6 protein-coding genes are annotated in these 9,146 nt (G+C 74.5%); 3 read left to right on the top strand and 3 right to left on the bottom strand.

Going from position 1 to position 9,146, the window contains the following annotated elements; genetic code table 11:
* Positions 1 to 36: 36 nt before the first annotated feature.
* A complete protein-coding gene (locus tag ACZ6CZ_RS04770; protein ID WP_469014593.1) occupies positions 37 to 1,413 on the bottom strand; it encodes a serine hydrolase domain-containing protein in 1,377 nt (458 codons plus the stop codon).
* Between the two features lie 83 nt (positions 1,414 to 1,496).
* Positions 1,497 to 2,708: a cytochrome P450 gene (locus ACZ6CZ_RS04765; RefSeq protein WP_469014590.1), complete on the bottom strand. Its 1,212-nt coding sequence runs from the start codon at positions 2,706 to 2,708 to the stop codon at positions 1,497 to 1,499.
* Between the two features lie 1,012 nt (positions 2,709 to 3,720).
* Here ACZ6CZ_RS04765 and ACZ6CZ_RS04760 point away from each other — a divergent pair.
* Entirely contained in the window at positions 3,721 to 5,877 is a 2,157-nt protein-coding gene (locus tag ACZ6CZ_RS04760) for a SpoIIE family protein phosphatase (RefSeq protein WP_469016523.1), read from the top strand.
* 67 nt (positions 5,878 to 5,944) lie between these two features.
* Here ACZ6CZ_RS04760 and ACZ6CZ_RS04755 read toward each other — a convergent pair whose 3' ends face one another.
* Complete coding sequence (locus ACZ6CZ_RS04755; RefSeq protein ID WP_469014588.1) at positions 5,945 to 7,378, bottom strand: S1 family peptidase; 1,434 nt, start codon at positions 7,376 to 7,378, stop codon at positions 5,945 to 5,947.
* Between the two features lie 593 nt (positions 7,379 to 7,971).
* On the opposite strand from ACZ6CZ_RS04755, the gene ACZ6CZ_RS04750 reads away from it, so the two are divergent.
* Together ACZ6CZ_RS04750 and ACZ6CZ_RS04745 are read left to right on the top strand one after the other, a co-directional pair.
* Entirely contained in the window at positions 7,972 to 8,187 is a 216-nt protein-coding gene (locus ACZ6CZ_RS04750) for a type A2 lantipeptide (RefSeq protein ID WP_469014586.1), read from the top strand.
* A 106-nt stretch (positions 8,188 to 8,293) separates the two neighbouring features.
* Positions 8,294 to 9,097 carry a hypothetical protein gene (locus ACZ6CZ_RS04745; protein WP_469014583.1) on the top strand — a complete coding sequence of 268 codons (804 nt, stop codon included), beginning with the start codon at positions 8,294 to 8,296 and terminating at the stop codon, positions 9,095 to 9,097.
* Positions 9,098 to 9,146 lie beyond the last annotated feature (49 nt).

Below are 9,146 nucleotides of genomic sequence, written 5' to 3'. Positions count from 1 at the left end.
CGGCACCGGCCAGGGCGCGCGGCGGTGCCGCGGAGGTCAGGCGGCGGCGGTCCGGCGTGCCGTGCGCCCGGATATCTGCACGCGGTCGACCGTGCCGGTGACGGGGTCCCGGTGGAAGCGCCCGCCGGGCTCGTGGCGGCCGGTGGCGGGGTCGACCAGGTCGCAGGACAGGTCGGGGCGGCAGATGAGCCGTATCGGCAGGTCACCGTCGACGGACAGGGTCGGGACGCCGTCGGGCCCGAGCGCTATGCGGTACTCGATGCCGCCGTTGGCGTAGGTACCGACGCAGTCGGCCGGGTCCACGGGGGCGGCGGCCCGCTCGGAGGCGGCGGGGGACGCCGCGGCGGGCACCCGCACACCGGTCAGCCGCGTCAGGTCGTCGGTGAGGTCGCGCCAGAGCGCGGTGGCGCCGCCGGAGTTGCCCGTGAAGGCGACGACCAGGCCGCTGTCGGGTTCGGCCCGCAGGTGGCAGGAGGTGCCCTGGGCGTTGCCGTCGTGGCCGCACCACAGCTGGTCGTCCTGCCGGTACAGGGCCAGCCCCGGGCCCCAGCCGTCCGCGAGGGCGCCGGGCCGGGCGGCGGGTTCCGGCCGGCGCATCTCCTTGGCGACGGCCGGCGGCAGCACTCCGGGCCGGCCGACGAGGGCGGTGCCGAGGGCGGCCAGGTCGGCGGCGCTCGCCAGCAGGGCACCGGCCGGGGCTTCCAGGGCGGCGAGGTTCTGGGCGGCGGGGAGCACCCGGCCGGTCGCGGTGTTGAGGGCGTGACCGGCGGCGAGCGGGCGGCGGGCGGTGGTGTCGCCGAGGAACGCGGGCACCGTGCCGAGGGGTTCGAGGAGCAGCGCGCCGACGGCCTCGTGCCACGGCATGCCGGTGACCTCCTCCACCAGCCGGCCGGCCGCGACGTAACCGGCGTTGGAGTAGGAGAAGTCGGTCCCGGGCGGGAACAGCGCGTCCCGGGCGGTGCACACGGCCGCGAGGTAGCGGCTCGCGGTGGTGGTGGCGGCGGTGTCGGAGTCGGGCCCGGTGGGCAGGCCGCCGGTGTGGCTCAGCAGGTGCCGGATCGTCACCTCGGGCAGCTGCCGCAGTTCGGGGAGGTGTTCGGCGGCGGGCTCGTCGAGGTCGAGGTCGCCGTCGTCGGCCAGCAGCATGACCAGAGCGGCCGTGTAGGGCTTGGTCAGGGAGCCGAGAGGGACGGCGGTACCGGCCGTGAAGGGCGTGCCGGTGGCGGCGTCCGCGATGCCGGTGTGGACGTGGACGGTCCCTGTGCCGGTGTGCAGGGCCAGTTGGGCGCCGGGCACCCGGTGGGCGCGGGCGAGGGTGGTGAGGCGGTCCTGGAGCGTCTCGCGCAGCTCCGGGGTCTCGCGTAAGAGGGACGGGCGGCGGTCGGTGAGCGGAGCGGTGCTGGGGTAGGGCATGAGAAGGGGACTCCCGTTGGATGGGTCTCATGTGCGGGTGGGAAGGTTTCCGGCCCTGGGGTGAGCGGCGGGCCGGGCGCGTCCTACGGCCTGCTGACCTCGACCGGCAGATGGCGTACGCCGATGAGGACGGCCGGGTTCTGGAAGGTCACCTCGTCGTAGGAGGGGACCACAAGATCGGGGAAACGTTCATGCAGCATCCGCAGAGCGATCCGCGCCTCCAACCGGGCCAGCGGCGCACCGAAGCAGAAGTGGATGCCGTGGCCGAAGGTCAGGTGGGGATTGGGGTGGCGCGTCACGTCCAGGACGTCGGGTGACTCGAAGCGGGCCGGATCGCGGTTGGCGGCGCCGAGGTGGGTCATGACCATGGCGTCGGCCGGCAGTTCGTGCCCGCCGAGGACCACGGGCCGGGTGACGCGGCGGCCCAGTTCGGGGAAGGGGGGCAGCCAGCGCAGCACCTCCTCGACGGCCTGCGGGATCAGGGCGGGGTCGGCGCGCAGCGCGGCGTCGGTGCCGGGGTGGCGGTCGAAGGTGACGACGGCGTTGCCCAGCAGCGCGGTCGTGGTGATGTGTCCGGCGACCAGCAGGAGCGCGACGAAGCCGACCATCTCCTGGTCGGTCAGGCGCTCGCCGTCCACCTCGGCGGCTATCAGCTTGCTGGTGAGGTCCTCACCGGGGTGGGCGCGGCGGTTGCGGATGTGCTCCAGCATGTAGCCGTTCATCTCGCGCACCGTGGGCGCGATGGCCTCCAGCGCTCTTTCGAGGTCGGCCATGTCGGGCGCCTCGCCGAGCTGGTCGCCGCCGAACAGGACGCTCGCCCACTCCTGGAAGAGCAGGTGCTCCTCGGCCGGGACGCCGAGGAGTTCGGCGATCACGATGATCGGCAGCGGGTAGGCCAGCGCGTCGACGAGGTCGAAGCGGTCGCGGTCGGCCACCTGGTCCAGCAGCCGGGCCGTCACCGCGGCGATGCGCGGTTCCAGACCCTGGACGACCCGCGGGGTGAACGCCTGGCTGACCAGCGCGCGGAGCTTGCGGTGCTCGGGCGGGTCCATGCCGACGAAGTTGCCCTGGGTGAACGTCTCGAAGTCGGCCTGGGTCGGGGCGAGGGAGGAGAGGTCCGAGGAGTACGTGGCCGGGTCGGCCAGTACGGCGGACACGGAGGCGTGGTCCACCACCTGCCACACGCCCAGTTTCTCGTCGTGGCGCACCGGCCCGGCCTCACGTAATCCGCGCCAGCGCTCGGGCAACGCCTCTAACAACAGGGGGTCGCCCTTCAGTTGATTGCTGGTCACCATGTCTCCTCGGGTAGCGGCGCGCGGGCACAGCAGGTCTGACATGCGGGTGGTGCTGGGTGACGCGGGACACGGCGCGGTGGCGTGCCGCCGGCGGCCGGGTGGGCGGCACGGATCCCGCGCTCACGGCAGGTGTGCCGGACGGGACCCCACGCCCGGCGTCGGTGCGTGCAGGGATGCGCCGCAGGGCTGCGCCGTGCGGGGCCGGGGTGGTCAGCTGCCGTCGGACCGCCGTCGAGGTGAGACAAGACACCTGGACCGACCCGACATGGCAATCCCCCCAGCGACACGTCCCGCGCAACCGCTGCGCGGGTCCTCCCCGGCACGTGTAGCGGCACGGGTCCGCGGACCCGGACGCTCAGAACGAGATGGGAGAGTACGCGGTCCCGGCGCGGTACGCGGTCCCGACGCGTACTGTTCCGAGATTTGCACGGTGCGCACTCCAGAACACCTTCGTTTCATCGAACCGGCCATAGTCTTCACGGTGAGTCACCCGATAGCAACCCCCTGAGATTGAACGCAGAGCGACGTCGGTGGGGTACCTGCCTGACTCGACGGCCCGGCCGGATCGTCGGACCGCGTGTGCCCCGGCCTGCCGCCGGCAAACCTGGTTGTCCGGCAGCAACTCCTTCCGCGGCGCTCACACCGCCTCTGATCAGGGCCGACGGCCACGGGCCTCGGCGCGGGACCCGGAGCGGCGGCCCGCCCGGCCGGCCGCCCGGCCGCCGATGGCCGGATCGCCCCCCTGCGCGACGCCCTCCGCGTCCGCGTCCGCGGGCGAAGTCCGGCCACGCCGATGCACGGGGGCGCACTGCCGCGCGGTCGTACGCCACCCGTGCACCGACTGTGGGGGCATGAGTACGCATCGGCGGGGTACCCGCATGTGCTGGCCGCGCCCGGGCGTGAAGCGCAGGTCAGCGGTGTGGACCGGGGCGCGCCCGGCCGCTCGCCGTGCGCCCCTCGCGCCCGCGGGGCAGCCTTGTTGCCACGAGGTGGCGCGCGGCCGTACGAGGAGGTGGTCGCCGTGTCCGACCACCGGACGTCCGGGCAGGCGCCGGCGACCGACCGGGCGCGGGTCGCCCGGCCGCTGCTGTCCCTGGCCCTGACCTCGCTGATGGAGGAGGTCCACGCCCAGTCCGGCGCGGTCTACCTGCTGCGGCCGGACGAAGCGGTGCTGGAGATGGCGGTGATGGCGGGGCTGCCCCGGGCGTTCGCGGCGCCCTGGGAGCGCGTGGGGCTGACCGCGCCGATCCCGGTCGCCGAAGCCGTGCGCGAGCGGCGGCTGGTGTGGGTGAGCGGCGAGGAGGAGATGGCCCGCAGCTTCCCGCGCGTGGCGATGGTCCTGCCGTACCCGTTCGCCATGGCCGCGATGCCGGTGGCGACGCCCGGCGCGGCGTACGGCGCGGTGTTCGTGACCTGGCCCGGTACCCGTCCGCCGGCGCTGTCCGACCGGGACCGCGAGCGGCTGACGGCGGCCTGCGACGGGCTGGCGCTGCGGCTGGAGCGGGCCGGCCGGGAGAGCCGCCCGCCGAGCCAGGAGAACGATCTGCTGGGCGCGCCGGTGGCGGGCGGCCTGGCGAGCACACCGGGGTCGGTCGAGGCGGCGCGGCTGGTGGCCCGGCTGCCGTACGGGCTGATCTCCCTGGACCTGCACGGGCGGATCGCGTTCGCCAACGCGGCGGCCGGCGAGCTGCTGGGCCGGCCGGCCGACCAATTGGTGGGCACGCTGCCGTGGCTGTCGGTGCCCTGGCTGAGGGACCCGGTGTACGAGGACCGGTACCGGGCGGCCCTGCTCAGCCAGCGGGTGACGTCCTTCGTGGCGCTGCGCCCGCCCGGCGAGTGGCTGTCGTTCCGGCTGTACCCGAGCACCACCGGGCTGAGCGTGCGGATCAGCCGGGCGCGGGCGGTCGCGGAGCCGGCGCGGACCGCGCCGCCCGGGGAGACGGACGGCCCGGCGCGGCTGGTGACCATCTCCCAGGTGCTGAGCCTGGCCGGGGCGCTGACCGAGGCGGCCGGCGTGGAGGACGTGATGCAGCTGGTCGCCGACGAGGTCGCGCCGGCCGTGGGCAGCCGGGCCCAGGTGCTGCTCGGCTCCCAGGGCGGGCGGCTGCACGTGCTGGGCCAGCGCGGGTACGCCGACCCGCACCTCGTCGAACGCTTCGACGGGCTGCCGCTGAGCGAGCGCACCCCCGGCACGCAGGCCCTGGGCAGCGGGGTGCCGGCGTTCTTCGACTCCCGGCAGGAGCTGGAGCGGCTGTACCCCGGCCGGCAGGACACCCCGGACGGGTTCGCCGCCTGGGCCTACCTGCCGCTGATCGCCTCGGGCCGGCCGGTGGGCGTGTGTGTGCTCGCCTACGGCGAACCGCGCGCCTTCCCGGCCGACGAGCGGGCCGTTCTGACGAGCCTCGGCGGGCTGATCGCGCAGGCCCTGGCGCGGGCGCTGCTGTACGACGCCAAGAACCGGCTGGCGCACGGCCTCCAGGAGGCGCTGCTGCCGCCCTCGCTGGCCCGGCTGCCCGGCATCGAGGCCGCCGCCCGGTATCTGCCGGCCACCCACGGGATGGAGATCGGCGGCGACTTCTACGACCTGGTGCCGACCCGGCCGCTGCCGGCGGCGGTGATCGGCGACGTCCAGGGGCACAACGTGGCGGCGGCCGGGCTGATGGGGCAGCTGCGCACCGGCGTCCGGGCGTTCACCACGGTGGGGCAGCCGCCGCAGGAGGTGATGCGCAGCACCAACCGGCTGCTCATCGACCTCGGCACCGAACTCTTCGCCAGCTGCCTCTACCTGCGCCTTGACCCGGCGAACGGCCGGGCGGTGATGTCACGCGCGGGGCATCCACCGCCGCTGCTGCGACGGCCGGACGGCCGGGTGCGCGTGCTCGACCTGGCCGGGGGCCCGCTGCTGGGTATCGACGCGTCGGCGGTGTACCCGACGACCGAGGTGGCGCTCGCGCCCGGTTCGGTCCTGGCCCTGTACACCGACGGCCTGGTCGAGGCGCCGGGCGTCGACATCGAGGACGCCCTGGCCGACCTCGGCGAGCTGCTCGCCGAGCGGGGTGACCGGCCGCTGGAGTCCCTGGTGGACGAGCTGGTCCGGCACAGCGCGGCGGCCCGGCAGCGGGGCGACGACGTGGCCGTCCTGCTGCTGCGGGCCGTCGGCGGCGGCTGAGCCGGGCGCACCCCGCGCGGCCGCGGGGTGCGCGCCGGTCCGGCGGCCGTTTCGCGCGGTGCGGGCGTCAGCGGGTCCCGGTGAGGGAGGACGACCCGTCGTGCGCACCCGCCCCGGACTGGTCACCGGCACCCGACCCGTCGTCGGCACCCGACTGGTCCGCGGCACCGGACCCGTCGTCAGCGCCCGACTGATCCGCTGCCCCGGACTGGTCACCGGCGCCCGCCTGGTCACCGGCGCCGGACTGGTCGCCCGTGCCGTCGCCCGTGCCGCTCGGGTCGGTCGCGGCGGCCGACGGATCGGCCGCACCACCGGCCTGGTCACCGCCCGCCTGGTCACCACCGGCCTGTTGGCCCGCGCCGAGGGTCGCGCCGGTCGCCTGGAGGGCCGTGGTCACCGGCTGGAAGAAGGTCTCACCGCCGTTGGTGCAGTCGCCGCTGCCGCCGGAGGTGAGGCCGACCGCACCGCCGTCCTGGGTGAACAGGGAGCCGCCGCTGTCGCCGGGCTCGGCGCAGACGTCGGTCTGGATGAGACCGGTGACGGTGTCGACGCCATTGGGATCGGTCTCGCTCTGGAAGTTGACGGTGGCGTCGAGCCCGGTGACCCGGCCGTCGTGCAGACCGGTGGTGGAGCCCATGCGGAACACCGTCTCCCCGACGGTGGCCTCCGCGGCCCGGTCGATCTGGACGGTCTGCCCGTTGCCCACGGCGACCTCGCTGGGTGCCTGGGTGGTGGCGTCGTCGTACTTCACGAGCGAGAAGTCGCCCGCGCCGGGGAAGTTCGCCTGGTCCACCGTGGCGATGGGCGCGCCGGTCTCGGAGTCCGACCACTTGGCCGCCGCGACCCCGCAGTGACCGGCCGTCAGGAAGGCCGGAGTGCCGTCGGCGGCGGTGACGTTGAAGCCGAGGGAGCAGCGGACCGTGCCGCCCTGCACCTGGGAGAAGATGGCGTCGCCGCCGGAGGCGAAGGTCTTGAAGGTGCCGGCGCTCCTCTTGACGGTCGCCATGCCGGAGCCGAGGCCCCGCACGGTCGAGCGCAGCGTCTGCCAACGGGCGCCGGTGACCGTGCTGTCTGCGGTGACCACGATCCTGTCGGTGCGCGGGTCGACGGCCCAGGAGGTGCCCGGGATGGTCGCCCGGGCCTTCAGGGTCTTCGCCGCGGCCTCGAGTTCGGCGGTGCTGTTGTCCACCTGGTGGACGACCGCGCCGGCCTTCTTCGCCTGGACGACGACACTGCCGTCGCCGCTGACCACGTTGACGACGAGCTGCCGGCTGCCGCTGTCGTAGTAGGAGCCGGCGAAGGCGTCGCCCAGCAGGCTCTGGAGCCGTCCGGCGAGATCCGAGGCGTCCGTGGCCTTCAGGGTCCTGGGGGTGGCGGCGCCGCCCGCGGCGTCGTCCTGGGACGCGTTGGCGTTGGGCAGCAGGAGGGCGGCCGCGCCGAGTGCCGCGACACCGCCCACCGCTATCGCGGCCTTGCGCTTCGGAATTCGCTTGTGACTCAAACTGCTCGACCTCCTGGGCCGGGGTCTGTGCCGCTGGGGCAAGGAAGGTGGATCGGGCGCCTGGATGGCTGTAGGTACGGGCGGCCCACCCGGTGCGTTCAATTCCGTTTGCCGGCGCCCGGGTTGCGGTGGTGAAGACGGGCGGTTCGCGGTGGTCCCCGGCGGCGGACGGGCCACCGACCGGAAGAGCACGGCCAGTCACGGGTGGATCACCGTCCGTTCCGGCCACGTACCGGAATCCTCGCTTCAGGGAATCTGCACATCCGCTTCTCAAGCAGCGCACCAACACCGGCCGATCTGCACATCGGCGCGGTCCCGAGGGCGCCTTCGGGGCGCGGTGCCGGTCTCCCCGGACGCCGGGCAAGGGGTTGGCTGCGCCGATACCGCACGTCGTGTGAAGGAGTGGCCGACAAGGCGTGCGCAGGCCTGCACGGATGACTCGCGTCGCGGCACAAGTGCGCAGGTGGGGCGCCTGATTGATTGGAAGCCGGAGCTGCGCGCGTGCTTTGATCCATCGCACCGCGGCTCTTCGTCTGTCCCCAGAAGGGGGCCGCTCCCCCCTTGTGTCATTCCATATGAAGGGAAGTTCCGTCATGAACTCCACCCCCCAGGTCCAGACCGCCGAGATCTCGGACGCCGAGCTGGACAACGTCTCCGGCGGCCTGTCCGTGAACGCCCTCACCACCGTCACCGGTGCCGTCAACGGCATCGCCCCGGTCTCCGGCGTGCTCGACACGGTCGTCGGCACCGTCGAGGGTGTCACCGGCCTGAACGTGGCCCCGGTCACCAACCTGGTCGCCGGTCTCTGACCGCACCTCCCGGTCCCGCGAGTCCCGGAGCCCTTCCCGGGCTCCGGGACTTCCGGTCGTCCCCGCCCCCGCCGTACCCGAAGTCCCCCCAGGTGAGGGAAGTTCCGTGCAGTTCCGCCAACAGGCCCTCGCCAGACTCCAGTCACCGGAGGACCTCGACCTGCCGGTGCGGCTGGCCCGCCCGCAGGGCTGGCTCGCGCTGTGCGTCGCCGTCGTCGTCATGGCGGCGGCCTCCGTGTGGGCGGTGACCGGCTCGGTCGCCTCCACGGTCGGCGCGCCGGCCGTCCTGACGCACGGGCAGGGCAGTTACGTCCTGCAGAGCCCGGTCACCGGCCAGGTCACCGCCGTTCTCGCCGAGCAGGGCCGGCGGCTGCCCGCCGGGTCACCGGTGCTGAAGGTCCGTACCGGCGAGGGCGAGAGCGTGGTCCGCACGGTCGCCGCGGGCCGGATCACCGCGCTCGCCGCCGGCATCGGGCAGATCGTCCGCACGGGCTCCGACGTCGCCGCCGTGGAGAAGGTCGCCCACGCCTCCGACCCGCTGTACGCGACCGTGTACGTGCCCGCCGAGAGCGCCGCCGCCATTCCCGCGCACGCCGCGGTCGACCTGACCGTGTCCGCGGTGCCGGCCCAGCGGTACGGCGTGCTGCGCGGCCGGGTGAAGGCGGTGGAGCGCACCGCCCAGTCCGCCCGGTCGGTCTCCGCCTTCCTCGGGGACAGCCAGCTCGGCGAGCAGTTCACCGCGAAGGGGCGCCCGGTGGCCGTCCTGGTCGCCCTGGACCGGGCCCCCACCCCGAGCGGCTACCGCTGGTCGTCCGCCGACGGGCCGCCGTTCGCGCTCGACTCCATGACCCTGGCCACCGGTTCGGTCCGGCTGGCCGACCAGCGTCCCCTCGATTGGCTGCTCCCGTGACCGCCACCGCCCAGCAGACCCGCGGCCGCCGACGCGCCGCCCCGGCCCG

It is taken from the genome of Streptomyces sp. NPDC041135 (assembly GCF_055592085.1).
This window is presented reverse-complemented; position numbering and strand designations above follow the sequence as displayed.

What these genes read in the sequence shown, in the direction of transcription:
- ACZ6CZ_RS04750 (WP_469014586.1), top strand. Translation starts at nt 7,972, where the DNA reads ATGAACTCCACCCCCCAGGTCCAGACCGCCGAGATCTCGGACGCCGAG.
- ACZ6CZ_RS04770 (WP_469014593.1), bottom strand. Translation starts at nt 1,413, where the DNA reads ATGCCCTACCCCAGCACCGCTCCGCTCACCGACCGCCGCCCGTCCCTC.
- ACZ6CZ_RS04765 (WP_469014590.1), bottom strand. Translation starts at nt 2,708, where the DNA reads ATGGTGACCAGCAATCAACTGAAGGGCGACCCCCTGTTGTTAGAGGCG.